Origin of the sequence: Vreelandella indica (assembly GCF_037070225.1) — a bacterium.
Taxonomy (GTDB): domain Bacteria; phylum Pseudomonadota; class Gammaproteobacteria; order Pseudomonadales; family Halomonadaceae; genus Vreelandella; species Vreelandella arctica.
Genome location: NZ_JBANSO010000002.1, coordinates 92,278 through 107,963, shown reverse-complemented (window position 1 = coordinate 107,963; position 15,686 = coordinate 92,278). Strand labels below are relative to the sequence as shown.

18 protein-coding genes are annotated in these 15,686 nt (G+C 53.3%); 16 read left to right on the top strand and 2 right to left on the bottom strand.

Annotation, left to right across the window (positions count from 1 at the left end):
- The first annotated feature begins 28 nt into the window (after positions 1-28).
- Entirely contained in the window at positions 29-946 is a 918-nt protein-coding gene (locus V8L71_RS02165) for a LysR substrate-binding domain-containing protein (protein ID WP_008957993.1), read from the top strand.
- A 37-nt stretch (positions 947-983) separates the two neighbouring features.
- Here the strand turns inward: V8L71_RS02165 and V8L71_RS02160 are convergent, their stop codons facing one another.
- A complete protein-coding gene (locus V8L71_RS02160; RefSeq protein WP_101147263.1) occupies positions 984-2,078 on the bottom strand; it encodes a bifunctional nicotinamide-nucleotide adenylyltransferase/Nudix hydroxylase in 1,095 nt (364 codons plus the stop codon).
- A gap of 143 nt (positions 2,079-2,221) precedes the next feature.
- On the opposite strand from V8L71_RS02160, the gene V8L71_RS02155 reads away from it, so the two are divergent.
- On the top strand, positions 2,222-3,121 hold the full coding sequence (locus tag V8L71_RS02155; RefSeq protein ID WP_101147264.1) for a YihY/virulence factor BrkB family protein: 900 nt from the start codon (positions 2,222-2,224) through the stop codon (positions 3,119-3,121).
- 27 nt (positions 3,122-3,148) lie between these two features.
- Entirely contained in the window at positions 3,149-3,424 is a 276-nt protein-coding gene (locus tag V8L71_RS02150) for an acylphosphatase (RefSeq protein ID WP_101147265.1), read from the top strand.
- Positions 3,425-3,472: 48 nt separating this feature from the next.
- On the opposite strand, the gene V8L71_RS02145 is transcribed toward V8L71_RS02150, so the two are convergent.
- Positions 3,473-4,411 carry a D-2-hydroxyacid dehydrogenase gene (locus tag V8L71_RS02145; protein WP_336273093.1) on the bottom strand — a complete coding sequence of 313 codons (939 nt, stop codon included), beginning with the start codon at positions 4,409-4,411 and terminating at the stop codon, positions 3,473-3,475.
- Between the two features lie 236 nt (positions 4,412-4,647).
- Here V8L71_RS02145 and V8L71_RS02140 point away from each other — a divergent pair, with 236 nt between their 5' ends.
- The 13 genes from V8L71_RS02140 (at position 4,648) to V8L71_RS02080 (ending at position 15,642) form a co-directional block, all read left to right on the top strand.
- Positions 4,648-4,947 (top strand): FmdB family zinc ribbon protein, encoded by a 300-nt coding sequence (locus V8L71_RS02140; RefSeq protein ID WP_008957987.1) that lies wholly within the window; start codon positions 4,648-4,650, stop codon positions 4,945-4,947.
- Positions 4,948-5,013: 66 nt separating this feature from the next.
- Positions 5,014-6,795 carry an aspartate--tRNA ligase gene (gene aspS / locus V8L71_RS02135; RefSeq protein ID WP_336273092.1) on the top strand — a complete coding sequence of 594 codons (1,782 nt, stop codon included), beginning with the start codon at positions 5,014-5,016 and terminating at the stop codon, positions 6,793-6,795.
- A 76-nt stretch (positions 6,796-6,871) separates the two neighbouring features.
- Positions 6,872-7,435, top strand: coding sequence for a crossover junction endodeoxyribonuclease RuvC (gene ruvC / locus V8L71_RS02130; protein WP_101147268.1), 564 nt, complete (start codon positions 6,872-6,874; stop codon positions 7,433-7,435).
- 112 nt (positions 7,436-7,547) lie between these two features.
- On the top strand, positions 7,548-8,156 hold the full coding sequence (gene ruvA, locus V8L71_RS02125) for a Holliday junction branch migration protein RuvA (protein ID WP_336273091.1): 609 nt from the start codon (positions 7,548-7,550) through the stop codon (positions 8,154-8,156).
- Between the two features lie 67 nt (positions 8,157-8,223).
- The gene (gene ruvB / locus V8L71_RS02120) at positions 8,224-9,261 is read left to right on the top strand and encodes a Holliday junction branch migration DNA helicase RuvB (protein ID WP_176302109.1); all 1,038 of its coding nucleotides are present in this window, start codon (positions 8,224-8,226) and stop codon (positions 9,259-9,261) included.
- Positions 9,258-9,671, top strand: a complete 414-nt coding sequence (gene ybgC, locus V8L71_RS02115; RefSeq protein WP_336273090.1) for a tol-pal system-associated acyl-CoA thioesterase — start codon at positions 9,258-9,260, stop codon at positions 9,669-9,671. The genes ruvB and ybgC overlap by 4 nt, the downstream gene beginning before the upstream one ends.
- A gap of 58 nt (positions 9,672-9,729) precedes the next feature.
- Complete coding sequence (gene tolQ, locus V8L71_RS02110) at positions 9,730-10,425, top strand: protein TolQ (protein WP_176302111.1); 696 nt, start codon at positions 9,730-9,732, stop codon at positions 10,423-10,425.
- 11 nt (positions 10,426-10,436) lie between these two features.
- Positions 10,437-10,874, top strand: coding sequence for a protein TolR (gene tolR, locus V8L71_RS02105; protein WP_176302112.1), 438 nt, complete (start codon positions 10,437-10,439; stop codon positions 10,872-10,874).
- Positions 10,875-10,887: 13 nt separating this feature from the next.
- Positions 10,888-12,063: a cell envelope integrity protein TolA gene (gene tolA / locus V8L71_RS02100; RefSeq protein WP_336273089.1), complete on the top strand. Its 1,176-nt coding sequence runs from the start codon at positions 10,888-10,890 to the stop codon at positions 12,061-12,063.
- A complete protein-coding gene (gene tolB, locus V8L71_RS02095) occupies positions 12,063-13,349 on the top strand; it encodes a Tol-Pal system beta propeller repeat protein TolB (protein ID WP_336273088.1) in 1,287 nt (428 codons plus the stop codon). The genes tolA and tolB overlap by 1 nt, the downstream gene beginning before the upstream one ends.
- Positions 13,350-13,403: 54 nt before the next feature.
- Positions 13,404-13,955: a peptidoglycan-associated lipoprotein Pal gene (gene pal, locus V8L71_RS02090; RefSeq protein WP_336273087.1), complete on the top strand. Its 552-nt coding sequence runs from the start codon at positions 13,404-13,406 to the stop codon at positions 13,953-13,955.
- 80 nt (positions 13,956-14,035) lie between these two features.
- Positions 14,036-14,836: a tol-pal system protein YbgF gene (gene ybgF / locus V8L71_RS02085; RefSeq protein ID WP_336273086.1), complete on the top strand. Its 801-nt coding sequence runs from the start codon at positions 14,036-14,038 to the stop codon at positions 14,834-14,836.
- A 44-nt stretch (positions 14,837-14,880) separates the two neighbouring features.
- Positions 14,881-15,642 (top strand): YciK family oxidoreductase, encoded by a 762-nt coding sequence (locus V8L71_RS02080; RefSeq protein ID WP_336273085.1) that lies wholly within the window; start codon positions 14,881-14,883, stop codon positions 15,640-15,642.
- Positions 15,643-15,686 lie beyond the last annotated feature (44 nt).

Sequence of the window (15,686 nt, the reverse complement as noted above, 5' to 3'; positions counted from 1 at the left end):
CACAAAGGGTGAGACAAGGAGTCCCGGGGTGAATCTCGAAACAAAATGGCTAGAAGATTTCGTAGCACTCGCCAGCACACGCAGCTTCTCTGCGTCAGCACGACAGCGCCACGTAACGCAGCCTGCATTTAGTCGTCGCATTCGTGCACTGGAGCAGGCTGTGGATGTCACTCTTGTCGATCGATCAACTACCCCTGTTGGGCTAACACCGGAAGGGCAGCTGTTTTTGGTTACCGCCCGTAATTTGGTCGAACAGTTAAACGAATCGCTTAGTCATTTGCGCGGCCTTTCGATTGCCAATGAAGCGTTGGATATCGTCGCCGCTCACTCCCTGGCATTAAGCTTTTATCCGCCCTGGATCTCCCGTTTACAACAGGGCTTAGGCGAATTGCCGACACGCCTAGTGGCAATGAACGTAGGTGAGGCGATACATGTGCTACGTGAAGGCAATTGCGATTTAATGCTGGCTTATTACGATCCCTTTGCCACCATGCAGCTCGATGCCGAAGTGTTTCCCTCCTTCTCGATCGGTAAGGTCAATATGCTGCCTGTCTCGCTGCCGGATGCACAGGGAAAAGCCAAATTTTCCCTTCAGCATGACACTTCCATCCCTTACCTTTCCTATACGCAGGGTGCATTTTTGGGGCGCAGTGTGCGTATGCTGCTGAAGAATGATCCGCTACGTATGAAGCTGCGTACCGTGTATGAAACGGCCATGGCCGAAGGCCTGAAAGGGATGGTGCTGCAAGGGGTAGGCGTTGCCTGGATACCGGATTTCTGTATTCGTGAGGAATTGAAAAGCGGCCGCTTGGTCAGGGCGGGCGACCCGAGCTGGGACATTCCCTTAGAAATTCGCTTATACCGCTGCTCAATGGTGCATAAGCCCGGCGTGGAGCGTTTATGGCGGCAAATGATGAAATTACCCAGGGATTTCCTGCAAGCATGAACGTCCCAAGCGATTGCCGCCCTAATTCCTGGAATTTCTAGCTGCTTCCAAAATCGGCAGGCAGGCCTAGAAAATTCTGAATAATAAAAAAGTGGTCTTCAAACAGGCTCTCAGGTTCAAGGTCTGCAAGTGCTACCCAGCGCGCATGATCTCCCCCTTTAACAGGTTTTAAGCGAGGCAGCTGTTGGTCTGGGCGCAACGCAAAGTAGAAAGCTTCTGCCAAAGTGCGCCCCCGCCAACTGCGGTGGGGTTCATCAAACAGACGCTGGCCACGCAGTGACCCCTTAAGCACAGGCTCGGGGACTTTTAATCGCAACCGTTCGCGCAGTTCACGCAAACAGGCATCGAGTAAACGCTCATGAGGGTTAATAAATCCGCCTGGCAGGGCGTAAAGCCCTTTACCCGGTGCCGCCATACGCCGTACCAGCAATACATGACCCGACTGCACCACGACAGCATTTACTGTGACAAAAATAGGCGGGTAGGGGGCATGAGCCCACGCCTGACGGTATTGATCCAATAACTGCTGCTCTTCCAACAGGCGCTTATAGGCGCTGACGTGGCAAAACTTCTTTACACTTTCGACAACGCCAGGGGGCAGGTCGTGGTAAGCCCCCGTACTTAAGTAGTCATCGGTGGAGCTGGGCGAACGGAACAGGCGCTCTCGAATTTGACTCGCTGAAATCCCTTCTACCGACGGCACGCTGACCGACTCCCATTGAGGGAATAGCGACAGGTAGTAGCTAGACTGCCCGCGGCTGGCTCCAATCAAACCAATGCGTGGTAGGCGGGCATTGGCAGGGGCGGCTAAATCACGCACTTTGCGCTGAACATCGCGCACCCAGACATCATCATTGTAGAGTGCGTCCAGTAGCGGGGTAATCTCTAAGCGTCGATTATCAGCCTCATCAAACCCTGAGCGGAGCATGGTTTGACGTTCGTCAAATCGCCACGGGTTACGCAATGAGCGTGCTTGCCACGCAGACCCCACCAGTACAATCACTTGCCGCGCGCGTTTTAGTGCTTCTCGAATAATCGCCAAGTGGCCAAGGTGAGGCGGTTGAAAGCGACCAATAAACACCAAACAGTCGAAATCGCAGGCGGTTGTAGAGCGCGCAATATCGGTGGCCATCCAAGCTTCCTTTTGGTTTGGTGATATTAGGGGGTCAACGTACCAGAAAACTGCGCTAAACGCTGTGGTTAGGTATGCTAGAAAAAATAGGCTATTGATTACGTTTAAAATTGGCCTTAGTACCAACGACACAGGGAGTGGATATGATAAAACGTGCGGCTAATTTTTGGTGGAAAGTCACCCAAGACGCCACCGCATTATGGCTGGAACGTAATGCGTTTAGCTATGCGGCTTCGCTCGCGTTTTATACGCTTTTCTCACTGGCACCCACGATTATTATTGCAGTCACTGTCATCGGTGTTGTGATGGGAGAAGAGGCCGCTCAGGGACAAATAGTCGCTCAACTACAAGGCACTTTAGGCACGGATGCCGCCGTCGCGATTCAAGAAGCCGTTGCTCAATCCAGAATCGAAGAGTCTGGCCTTTTGCCCACGCTATTAGGTGTCGGCGCGCTTGTGGTAGGCGCCACCACTGTTTTTGCGCAAATGCAGTTTTCACTCAATACGATTTGGGGCGTGACAGCCAAGCCAACCTCTAACAGTGCGTTAAGGTTTATCAAAAGCCGCTTGCTCTCGCTGACTGTAGTGCTGTCTATTGGATTTATACTGCTAGTGTCATTAGTGCTAGGGGTTGTGTTACGTGGCATGCTGCTTGCGGCGGACAATCTATTCCCATTCGCTAGCCTGTTTACTACTACCCTTGAGTCGCTCATCTCTGTCGCCATGGTGACCCTCCTATTTGCGACTATTTTTAAGGTGCTTCCGGACGTGGTGCTGCGCTGGCAAGATGTGTTGATTGGTGCCGTTGTTACCGCCGTACTATTTACGCTCGGCCGCAGCGTGATCGCGATCTATCTGGCTTATACGGCGACAGCGTCTACCTATGGTGCTGCCGGTTCAGTGGTAATGATCTTACTATGGGTCTACTACAGTTCGCTGATACTGTTGTTCGGCGCGGCATTTACACGCTCCTTACTACTACGCCGTGGTCGTCCACTGGTACCGCGTAATAGCGCAGTGCTAATTAAGCATGAGTTTGTGTAATAGTGTGTATGGTACGAGGAGGAAAGGATGACTGACTGCTGTGTACGTGCCTTGGTCACTGGTAAAGTGCAAGGTGTCTGGTATCGCCGTGCTACTCAAGAGAAAGCGCTTCAGCAGAGCCTTACCGGTTACGCTAAAAACCTGCCTGATGGGCGTGTCGAAGTGTTGATGTGTGGCCACTCCGATGCCATCAAGCTGCTGAGCGAGTGGCTATGGCAAGGCCCGGAGGGCGCGCAAGTTACCCACGTCGAACTTGAGGTTTTGGATAATTGCCACGCCCCTAGCCATTTTGCTACGCACTAGGGCCTAAGAAGGCCCTAGTGCTATCACATAATGCGCTAATACTTTTATTTAAGCACTTTTCCATTCACGGATATTATTCGCCGTCAGGCTGACAATATTCTGGCGTGCTTCCGGTGTAATCCAGGCGTTGTGGGGTGTTACGATTAAGTTGAGCGGCTCGTTAAGTGCATCGAGCAGTGGATGGCCGTCTCTGGGCGGTTCTGCAGGGAGTACATCAACGCCCAAGCCGCCCAGCTTGCCACTGCGCAGCGCCTCTAGCGCAGCGACTTCATCGATAACTCCGCCGCGGGCGCAGTTGATCAGCAGTAGTGATGGCTTTGCACTGGCCAGACGCTGTCGATTAATCAAATGCTTAGTAGCGTCACTAAGCGGGCAGTGAAGGCTGATCACATCTGCTTCTGGGAGCAGGTCATCCAGCGCAGGACGCTTATCATTGGCTTCATTGCCCGGCCTGGCGGCGAAGGTCACGCGCATGCCAAACGCCTCCGCTAGGCGTGCCACTTCTGTGCCTAGCTCACCTTGCCCCACCATGACTAAATGTTTATCTGACAACTGCAGTGTCGGGTAGTCTTGCAAACAGAAAAAGGCGCTACGCTGCCATTCGCCTGCCGCGACATCACGCTGATAAAGCGGAAGCCGATTGGCTAATGTCAGCATCAGCATCAAGGTATGCTGAGAAACACTGGCGGTGCCGTAAGCCGCGACGTTTTTAACCTCGATATTCTGCTCTTTTGCCGTTTCAAGATTGATATTATTAAGCCCCGTAGCGAGCACACATATCAGTCTGAGTTTAGGTAATTGCTGTAACGTTTCAGCGTCAAGTACCACCTTATTTACAATGGCGATGTCGGCATCCGCTAGGCGTTCAAGTGCTTGCTGGGTGGTACTTTGCTCAAACACCTCAAGGTGTGTGACTGACTCTCTAATAGCGCTTAAGTTGATCCCAGGGCCGAGGCTTTGCGCGTCCAGTATTACTGCATGAGACATTTTATTCTCTCCATTAACTGCCGAAGGCTGCATAACCTTGCTCGGCAGGGGTCACAAAAGGGTATAATGGCGGCGCTTATCAACCGCAGCCTTGGAATTTATCCCGACTGGCCACATATTGGCAGCTTGGCAGCGTTTGTGTTCGCCACTGTTCTTTTCTTTCAGCACTTGGTCTTACCGGACTAGGTCTGTCAGTACTGAATCTGTCAGGGTTGAGCTTTTTAGGAGCCAATAACATGCCCATCTATGAATATGAGTGCAAGGCCTGTGGCCATCGCCTGGAAAAATTGCAAAAAATTAGTGCCGATCCGTTGAAGGATTGCCCTACATGCCAAAGCGATGGCTTGGAACGGCTGGTCTCGGCCGCGGGTTTCCGCTTGGCCGGCGGCGGTTGGTACGAAACCGATTTCAAAACGGGTAGCAAAAAGAATCTGGTTGCTGATGGTAAAACTGCATCCACAGAGACCGCTAAATCAAGTGATTCCAGTGCTACTCCCAAGAGCGTTACTCCCAGTGACAAAGGCGCCGCAGCATAACTGCGGCAGTCAGGGTCGGGGACGCCCGCGACACATTAATTGCCACGTAACAGAACAGGATTTGACATGCGCAGCCATTATTGCGGCCAGCTAAACGAAACTTTGGTGGATCAAACGGTTACGGTATGCGGATGGGTTCATCGCCGCCGCGACCACGGTGGGGTCATTTTCCTCGACATGCGCGATCGCGATGGCATCGCTCAGTTCGTGGTCGACCCTGATACCGCCGAGGCGTTCGCCACTGCCGACCGTGCCCGCAGTGAGTATGTCCTGCGTATCACTGGACGTGTTCGGCTGCGCCCTGAAGGTACTCAAAACGCCACCATGCCCACAGGCATGATTGAAATATTGGCGAAAGAGGTCGAAGTACTTAACACTGCGATTACACCGCCTTTCCAACTGGATGAGCATGGCAAGGTAGGCGAAGAGGTGCGCTTAAAGCACCGTTATATCGACCTTCGCCGCCCGGATATGATTGAGAAGCTGCGCTTGCGTTCAAGCATTTCTCACAACGTACGTGCTTATCTTGAAAGCCAGGGCTTCCTGGATATCGAAACGCCGGTACTCACGCGTGCCACGCCTGAAGGGGCCCGCGATTACCTAGTGCCAAGCCGCACTCACGCGGGAAGTTTCTTTGCGCTTCCCCAGTCACCACAGCTCTTTAAGCAGCTGTTGATGGTGGCCGGTTTTGACCGCTATTACCAAATCGCCAAGTGCTTCCGCGATGAAGATCTGCGCGCCGACCGTCAGCCTGAGTTCACTCAGATTGATATTGAAGCGTCGTTCGTGGAAGAGAACGACATCATGGGCATTACTGAATCCATGATTCGTCAACTGTTCCAAGATGTGCTTAACGCTGAATTGCCTGAATTCCCGCGTATGACCTGGCAGGAAGCGATGGATCGTTTCGGCTCTGATAAGCCGGATCTACGTATTCCGCTAGAATTGACCAATGTCGACGACCTGATGCAGCAAGTCGATTTTAAAGTCTTCTCTGGCCCCGCCAGCGCTGATGATGGTCGTGTCGCGGCGCTGAAAGTACCCGGTGGCGCTAAGCTGTCGCGTAAAGAGATCGACGAATACACCAAGTTTGTCGGCATCTACGGTGCCAAGGGTTTGGCGTGGATCAAGGTCAACGAGCGCGCTAAAGGGCTTGACGGTCTGCAGTCGCCGATCGTTAAGTTCATGGAAAATATCGTTGAAGAGTTGCTCGATCGGGTAGGCGCTGAAGATGGCGATATCATCTTCTTTGGTGCGGATAAGACCCGTATCGTCAACGAAGCCATTGGCGCGCTGCGCGTCAAGCTGGGCGCTGACCTTGAGCTCTACACTCAGGAATGGGCACCGCTGTGGGTCGTCGACTTCCCAATGTTTGAAGCTGACGACAATGGCCGCCTTAGCCCGCTTCACCACCCCTTTACCGCGCCTTCTTGCAGCCCGGAAGAGCTAAAGGCCGACCCAGCGAGCGCACTTTCGCGCGCTTACGATATGGTGCTCAACGGTACCGAATTGGGCGGCGGCTCTATTCGTATCCACGACCAAACCATGCAGAGCACTGTGTTCGAGATCCTCGGCATAGGTGAAGAAGAAGCTCAAGAAAAATTTGGCTTCTTGCTGGATGCGCTTCAGTACGGCGCGCCGCCTCATGGTGGCTTAGCCTTTGGTTTGGACCGCCTCGTCATGCTGATGGTGGGTGCTAAGACTATTCGTGAAGTCATCGCCTTCCCGAAAACCCAAAGCGCTGCTTGCTTAATGACGAATGCCCCAGGCGAAGTCAGTCCTGAACAGTTAAAAGATTTAAACATCCGTCTACGCCAGAAGGCCAAGCCGGAAGCAGCCACCGAATAACGTGGCTGGTTAAGTGCCTAACACCGACGCCCCGGCGTCGGTGTTTTTGTATAAAGCCCCAACGAGTTTCGACGACATGGATGAGAAAAAGCCTGCTAATCCTGTCCGTATCCTGGGTATTGACCCAGGGTCACGCGTGACAGGGTATGGGGTAATTGACGTGGTCGGTGTGAAGCCCTGCTACGTGGCAAGTGGTTGTATTCGCACGGCGGAAGGGGCGCTAGAACAACGGCTGGCACAGATTTATGCCGGTCTTAGCGAAGTCGTCGGGTTGCATCGGCCCAACCAAGTGGCTATTGAGCGCGTGTTTATGGCCAAAAACCCTGATTCGGCGCTCAAGCTAGGCCAGGCGCGGGGTGCGGCGCTTGTCTGCATGGCCAATCATGGATTGAGCCTTGCCGAATACGCCGCGCGGCAGATTAAACAGGCGGTGACAGGCCAGGGCGGCGCGGACAAAGAGCAAGTCCAGCATATGGTGACCGCTATTTTGCAGCTTTCCGCTACTCCCCAGGCTGATGCGGCGGATGCGCTAGCAATTGCATTAACGCATGCCTTTAGTGGTTCTGTCTTTAGCAGCCATGGCCTACCCGCCGCGCCAACACGGGCCCGTCGTCGCTCTACCGGTCGCTGGCGGCTGTAGCGGTTGCTCTGCGTGTGGCTGAACTACTGGTCACCTGTACAGAGTCGCTTTATAGTAAATGTCTGTTTTCACCCTCTTGTTTTATTATTTCAACACCTGTGCGAGCGACTTTATGATTGGACGTCTAAGTGGCCAGTTACTGGCAAAGCAACCTCCCTGGATTGTGATCGACGTTCATGGTGTAGGCTATGAGCTGGAAACCTCGATGAATACGCTGGTAGCACTGCCTGCCGTCGGTGAAAGCGTTTCATTATTTACTCATCTAACAATTCGTGACGATGCCCATTTGTTATATGGGTTTGGTAGAGAGCATGAACGAGCGCTTTTCCGCGCGCTGATCAAAGTCAATGGGGTGGGGCCCAAGCTGGCGTTAGCGATTTTATCAGGTATGGATGAAGACGCCTTTATGCGCTGTGTGCGTGATGATGACAGCAAGGCGCTGACAACACTTCCGGGGGTGGGCAAGAAAACCGCCGAGCGGCTGATTATCGAAATGCGTGACCGCTTCCCCGAATGGGAAGATGGCAGTAACGCACTACTGCTTCTAGAGGCAACTAATGGCCGAGCATCCGCCCGTGATAGCCTTGCCGATGCAGAAGCCGCCTTAGTAAGCTTGGGGTACAAGCTGACTGAGGCATCGAAAATGCTTGCCGACATTGACCCTAATCAGTCCACTGAGGCACTGATTAAAGCCGCGCTCACCCAACGCATGAGTGGCTAAGCGAGCTCGCATTAGAAAACGTCAATTCGACACTGTCATTTTGTAATCGTTATTAAGAAGAGCACTTATGCTAGAACACGATCGGCTGATCGCCGCTGAGCCCGAACAGGGGGAGGTGCGTATTGATTATGCAATTCGCCCTAAGCGGCTGGATGACTATATTGGCCAGCCGCGTGTCCGCGAGCAGTTGGAAATCTTTATTGGCGCTGCACGGCTGCGTGAAGAGAGCCTGGACCACACGTTGGTATTTGGTCCGCCTGGGTTAGGTAAAACGACACTCGCGCATATTATTGCCACCGAGATGGGGGTCGGAATGAAGTCGACCTCTGGCCCGGTGTTGGAGCGGGCGGGGGATCTCGCTGCCATGCTGACCAATCTTGAGCCTGGCGATGTGCTTTTTATCGATGAAATTCACCGTTTGTCGCCGGTGGTCGAGGAAGTGCTTTACCCCGCCATGGAAGATTTCCAACTGGATATTATGATTGGCGAAGGGCCCGCGGCACGTTCTATTAAGCTGGATCTTCCCCGCTTTACGCTGGTGGGGGCAACCACCCGGGCCGGTTTATTGACCTCTCCGCTTCGTGACCGGTTTGGGATCGTCCAGCGGCTCGAGTTTTATAACCTCGAAGAGCTGACCGAAATTGTTTCTCGCTCAGCGCGATTGCTGGGTGTAGAAACCAGCCAAGAAGGGGCGATTGAAGTTGCCCGCCGCTCGCGTGGAACGCCGCGAATCGCTAACCGGCTGCTACGGCGTGTACGTGATTACGCAGAGATGAAAGGTAACGGCGTTGTGGATGTCGCCATGGCCGATGCCGCACTCAATATGCTCAATGTTGATCACCACGGCCTGGACCATATGGATAGGCGGTTACTGCTGGCCATGATCGATAAATTCGATGGTGGGCCGGTGGGGATTGATTCGCTATCAGCTGCTATCAGTGAAGAGCGCGATACGATCGAGGATGTCATTGAGCCCTATCTGATTCAGCAGGGCTTGATAATGCGCACGCCACGCGGGCGCGTCGTCACTCGTCAGGCGTGGCTGCACTTTGAACGTGTGCCCCACGAGCAGGCGACCGACATGGAAGGGGAGCGCCGTCCGTGAGTGATTTGGCTAACAATCGTTATCGTCTGCCGCTGCGTGTTTATATGGAAGATACTGACGCAGGCGGCATTGTCTACTACGTTAACTACTTGAAGTTTATGGAGCGGGCGCGTAGCGAATGGCTGCGCCAATTGGAGCTAAATCAGCAAACGCTGCTAGACGAAGGCACACAGCTAGTGGTATACCGCTTGGCCTGTCACTATGCTAAACCGGCTTGCCTCGATGACATGCTGGAGATTAGTACTCATGTCACCGACATTGGGCGCTGTCGAATGACATTTGAACAGCAAGTTTGGCGTAATGAGGAACTCCTCTGCTCAGCGACAGTCGAGATAGCCTGCTTGAGCGTCGAGCATATGCGACCTAAAGCATGGCCAGAATCGCTTAATAGTTTGATACGGGCCTCTTAACCAAGAGGTCATTCACTGCGTCGGCAATACCGACCCTAATAGATTGATGAGGGCACCTGTGAACGATAACACCATGTCCATTCCCCACTTAATAATGAATGCCAGCACCGTGGTGCAGCTGGTTATGTTGCTACTGTTGGTGGGGTCGATCCTCTCTTGGGTGGTGATTTTCCAGCGTAGTATTGCAATGCGTCGTGCCAAGCAAGAGTACAACCAGTTTGAGGAGTCTTTTTGGTCGGGTGTCGACTTAAATGAACTCTACCGTGAAATTCCCGCTGATGATCCACGCCATGGTGCCGAGCATATTTTTCAAGCAGGGTTTCGCGAGTTTAACCGCTTAATGCCTAAAACCCGGGATGCAGATACCGTATTGGAAGGCGTGCAACGCAGCATGCGCGTTGCCTGGTCGCGTGAAGAAGATCGTCTAACCCAACATCTGGTGTTTCTGGCGACGGTTGCTTCTGCCAGCCCCTATATCGGTCTTTTCGGTACCGTATGGGGCATCATGGGGTCATTCCAAGCACTGTCACTGACCCAACAAGCGACGCTCGCAACGGTTGCTCCCTGGATTGCGGAAGCATTGATCGCAACGGCTATGGGTCTGTTTGCGGCTATCCCAGCGGTGATTTTTTATAATCGACTGTCCAATACATCTTCTCGCTTACTCGGCAAATATGAAGATTTTGCCGAGGAGTTCCACGCTATCCTGCACCGTAATTTACAAGGTCGTGATGGCAAGCCAAGCGCGGGTTAAGGGAGACAGCCATGCAAGGACCTTTCAATCGCAGTGGTAAAGGCAAACCAATGGCGGAGATCAATGTGGTCCCTTTCATTGACGTCATGCTGGTACTACTCGTTGTGTTTATGATTACGGCGCCCATGTTAACCCAGGGCGTACAAGTTGAATTGCCACAAGTCACCTCTCAACCTATAGAGACGCAGGAAGATAATGACCCCATTGTCATTTCGGTTGATAGCGAGGGTGCGTATTTCATCACGTTGGGGGAAGACTCCAACTCAGTCTCGCTGGACGAGATGGCCGCGCGGGTAACCACGATCTTAGAGCGACGCCCCGGCACGCCAGTAATGGTGCGTGGTGACCGCAATGTGGCCTATGGACAAATTGTTGTCTTGATGAGCACGTTACAAGGCGCTGGTGTGGCTAACGTGGGGCTGCTTTCTGAGCCGCCGCAAGATGGGTAAGGGCAGCGCGCACATGGCAGTAAATTCACCACGTGATCCTCAAGATGTCGGCTATAAGTGGCCGACTGTTCTGGCGATAGCCGTGCACGTTGCGATTGTCGTGTTTAGCTTAATCAGTTTGCCGACCCGCAACGCGGAGCCCGATAGCTCTTCGATTGTTCAGGCGACGCTGGTGAGTACGGAAACGTTTACCGATCAGGCTCAGCAGGCAACGGAACAACAAGCGGCGATGAATGCACCGGCTGAAGCGCCTACTGAGCCCGATGCACCAGAAGAGCCGTCGGCCAGTGAACAGCAAGCCGCTGCCGAACAGCAAGCGGCCGAAGCAGAAGCTGCCCAGCAGGCAGCCGAAGAGGAAGCGCAAGCATTAGAAGCCGCGCGCGAGGCAGCTGAAGCAGAGGCAGCGCGCCGGGCTCAAGAAGTGGCAGAGCAGGCTGAGCAACAAGCCGCTGAAGCTGCCGAACGTGAGGCCGAGGCGGAAGCCGCTGCTGAGCGTCAACGTGAAGTCGAAGAGGCGCGCCGCCAGCAAGAGGCTGCCGAGCAGCAACGCCAGGAAGAGGCCGAAGCTGAACGCCAGCGTGAAGCAGAGGAACAGCAGCGCCGCGAAGCGGAAGAAGCCGAACGTGAGCGTGAGCGTGAAGCGGCAGAACAACAGCGCCAGGAAGAAGCAGAAGCCGAGCGTCAACGTGAAGCAGAAGAAGAGCGTCTTCGTGAAGAGGAGGCGGCTCAACGAGAGCGCGAGGCAGAAGCTCAGCGTCAACGCGAAGCGGAAGAGCAGCAGCGCCGCGAAGCCGAAGCGGAGCGCCAACGCCAAGCCGCAGAAGCAGCAGAGGAGGCCATGCAACGACAGCTGGCGGGTGAGGCAGAAGCCGCGGCCAATGCTCAGCAGGCTGAGCAGGCAGCCAATAGCTTTATCAATATTGTCCGTCGCGCTGTTGAGCAGGCGTGGTTGATTCCTGCCGGTGCAAGTGATTCGATGAGTGCTACCCTACAAGTGAGGCTAGGACCGTCTGGAGAAGTATTGGCAACATCGATCGTGACATCCAGCGGCGATAGTGCTTTTGACCGGTCTGTGATGCAGGCCGTGGAACATGCTGCACCGTTTGGTGAATTGAGAGATTTGCCAGCCGATCAGCAGCGTAATTTACGTCAGTTTAATCTGCGATTTACCCCGGGGGATGTTCGCTGATGCAAAGCTTGAGCAAAGTGTGGTTGTTCTGTGTGCTGCTGCTAGTCAGCAGTGTAGCGAGTGCCAATTTAACCATTGAAATCACGCGAGGTAGCGATCAAGCGCTGCCTATCGGCGTAGTACCGTTCGCAGGTTCAGACGGAATGCCCGAAGATGTTGCGCAGATTGTCCAAGATGACCTTGAGCGTAGTGGCTATTTTGATCCGCTAGAGCGTAGCGCGATGTTTGAACAGCCCAATCAATCTGACGATGTTCAATTCGATACTTGGCGTTCATTAGACGTACGTTACTTAGTCGTAGGTAGCGCAGAACAGACCAACGGCGGTTTTGAAATACAGTTTGAGCTCATGGATATTAGCGGTCAGCGGCGGATGATTGGTGAAACCGTGACGGTGAGAGGCAATGACCTGCGCGGCGCCGCTCACTATATCAGTGACCAAATCTTTGAAGCGATTACTGATATTCGTGGTGCGTTTTCAACTAAAATTGCCTATGTCACCGCACAAGGTATTGGAGACAATATGCAGTTCGGCCTGTACGTTGCCGACGCCGATGGACGTCGCAGTGAACAGGTATTGACCTCTGACGAACCCATTATGTCGCCCGCATGGTCACCGGATGGCACTAAGCTTGCTTATGTCTCGTTTGAAACTGAGCGCCCAGCTATCTACATTCAGGATGTAGCAACGGGCCAGCGGATAAAAGCAACGTCATTTGATGGTATCAATGGCGCGCCAGCCTGGTCACCAGATGGCCGCCGTATCGCGATGTCTCTCTCCAAAGACGGCCAGCCAGAAATTTATACCATGGATGTGGCTAACCGCTCCGTAGAGCGTATTACCAATAACAACAGCATTGACACTGAGCCCGCTTGGGCACCTGATGGTCGTAGCTTGCTGTTTACCTCTGATCGCAGTGGTGGCCCCCAGCTTTACCAGTACTCGATGGGCGGTGGCGAAGCCGAACGCTTGACGTTTACAGGTAATTACAACGCCCGTGGGCGCTTCTCTCCAGACGGCGAACAGATATTCTTGATCCACCGCTCTAGCCGCGGTTATCAAGTGGCAAGACAAGATTTGAGCGGCGACCGCTTAGTAATATTAAGTGAATCAACAAGAGATGAATCTCCTAGTGTTGCGCCGAACGGGACCATGGTAATCTTCGCTACCCAACAGGGTAATAGTGGGGTGCTAAGTGCTGTTTCTGCCGATGGCCGCTCATCTTTTAGACTGCCATCAGCACAAGGCGATGTACGTGACCCAGCTTGGTCACCCTTCTTAAATTGATCAACATCATTGATTAATATCGAAATTTTTAGTTTTCAGGCAAGGAGTCTGATTATGCAACTTAAACCGTTGGCTCGCTCATTAGCAGCAGCGCTATCTATCGTGGTAATCGCTGGCTGTTCCAGCACCGGCGGAACCCAGGACGGTGACTCGTACGGTAGCCAGGATGGCAGCACTACCGGTTCCAGCACCTCTGGTACAGGTACGGGTAGTCAATATGGTTCTTCCTCTGGTTCAGGTTCTGGTGCTAATGCAGGCCAGCAAGCTGATTCGCGCATTCCAGAAGTACGCACCATCTATTTCGATTACGACCGCGATACGATCAAGAGCGAATATGAGTCTGTCGTAATGTCGCATGCACGTTACTTGCGTGCCAACCCGAGTGCTCAGGTGGTTCTACACGGGCATACGGATGAGCGCGGCACTCGTGAATACAACATGGCGCTGGGTGAGCGTCGTGCTAATGCTGTAGAGCGCTTCCTAAACATTCAGGGCGTCTCTCCTTCACAAATGAGCGTTGTTAGCTATGGTGAAGAGCGTCCGGCCGTTAATGGCCAAGACGAGAGCGCCTACTCGCAGAACCGTCGTGTTGTATTTAACTATTGAGCATTTAACGATTGAATGCTTAACCACTGATGAATTCGGCGTGCGGCTTATCGCACGCCGTTTACGTCTACGGAGTCATCATGAATCACAGTCTCAAGCGTTACGTTGAGAGGCTGTGCGGTGCGGGAGCCTTAGCGCTCCCGCTGTCCGTATTGCCTTTAATGGCCGTCGCTCAACAGCCGCTCGTCCAAGATCTTTCCAACTCTGACGCTTCCAGCAGTAGCTTCTATCAGCAGACGCAGCGTCAGGAAGCCTCCAGCGGTAATCTGGTGTTATTTAACCAGGTACAGGAGCATCAGCAGGAAATCCAGCAACTGCGCGGTCAGATTGAAGAGTTGCGTCACCAGTTAGAGCAACTGCGTCGTCAATCACAGCAGCAGTATCTCGATATTGAAGACCGGCTGATGAGCAGTGGGCCAACGCAGATTGAGCAATCAACCCCAGCGGTTGAACCCGAAGCTGCCGAGGAAGTGGTTAACGCGCCTTCTACTAGCAATGTGAGTGAAGAGGCGCAAGCCGATTACCAAGCGGCCTTTGCACATGTTCAAGCACGCCGTTTTGAGGAAGCTATCGCGGCGTTTGAAACCTTTGTCAATGATCATCCTGATACCAGTTTAACGGCCAATGGCCACTATTGGCTGGGTGAGTTATATTCGGCTGAAGGTGAGTTGGACGCTGCTGACCAAGCGTTTAGCCGCGTTATTGACGAGTATAGCGGTAGCAGCAAAGTACCTGATGCGATTTATAAGTTAGGCTTAGTAAAAGCGCGTCAAGGCGAAGCAGAACGTAGCCGTGAGCTACTTGAGCGAGTGCGTGACGACTACCCACAAAGCAGCGCTGCGGGCCTTGCCAGTGACTTTTTACGCCAGTCAGCAAGTTAAAATTTGCTCTTTATCGCTTCTAAGAAAAGTTTCAAGGAATCAGCATGAGCTGCAAGATCGACTATCAACCAGCGCCCAACCTATTGGAAAATCGCATCGTGTTGGTAACCGGCGCAGGAGACGGGATTGGCCGAGCGGCAGCATTAAGCTATGCCCAGCATGGGGCCACCGTGATTCTATTGGGGCGCACCATTGCCAAATTAGAGCGTGTTTACGATGAAATTGAAGCGGCAGGCGGGCCTCAGCCAGCGATTTTTCCGCTCAATTTTGAAGGCGCTACCCTAAAAGATTTTCATGATATGGCCGAAACGCTGGATCAGGAGTTTGGCCGGTTAGATGGTTTGCTGCATAACGCTGGGCTATTAGGTCGCATTACGCCTTTTGAGCAATATAACCCTGAGCTATGGCAGCAGGTGATGCAGGTCAATATCAATGGGCCTATCTGGATGACCCAAGCGTTATTGCCACTACTGCAACAGTCTGAAGATGCCTCGGTAATTTTCACTTCCTCTAGCGTTGGCCGTAAAGGGCGAGCTTACTGGGGTGCTTATTCTGTCTCTAAATTTGCCACTGAAGGCTTTGTCGACGTATTGGCTGATGAGCTGAATAATCAGTCACATATTCGGGTGAATTCACTCAACCCAGGCGCCACACGCACCCAAATGCGGCGGACGGCGTTTCCTGGTGAAGATCCTTTCACCCTGCGTACGCCGGAAGAGATTATGCCGACTTACCTGTGGCTAATGGGGCCAGACAGCACAGGCACCAGCGGACAAAAGCTAGATGCCCAGCCACCTCGCACGTAACCGCTTGTTCGTATAATCGCGTCGATGCCCGCCCGCCGTCATGC